Below are 357 nucleotides of genomic sequence, written 5' to 3' on the forward strand. Positions count from 1 at the left end.
GTGATCAGGCTGTACAGGTTCTTCGCGCTGTTGGCGATACTAGCAATCGAGCCGATCTGGCCAAGCGCACTGCCGCCATCGGCTCCAGGGATGACGTTGGCTGCATTTGCGGTACTGCCGAAGACGCCAGCGGGAACGCCCAGGCTCGTGCCGATATTAATGATCCACTTCTTGACCGTCATCTGATACAGCCAGTCGAAGAAAATGCTCTTGAAGCTGTCGCGCAGCCGCTGGGCGACCGACTTGCCGCCTTCGCCGATTGATAGGAACGCCTGGCGTGCAGCGTCATCAACAGAGGTCCAGAACGTTTTTTGGCGATCGAAATCTTCCTGCTTCAGCAGGCCATCGCGTTGGGCC

Annotated in this window: 1 protein-coding gene; it reads right to left on the minus strand. The window is 58.0% G+C overall.

What is annotated here, in order from left to right; genetic code table 11:
- A partial coding sequence (locus tag AB4Z32_RS27905) for a hypothetical protein (protein WP_442125040.1) occupies positions 1-357 on the minus strand: 357 nt, incomplete at both ends.

The sequence above is a fragment of the Massilia sp. 2TAF26 genome (assembly GCF_052115005.1).
Classification (GTDB): domain Bacteria; phylum Pseudomonadota; class Gammaproteobacteria; order Burkholderiales; family Burkholderiaceae_D; genus Telluria.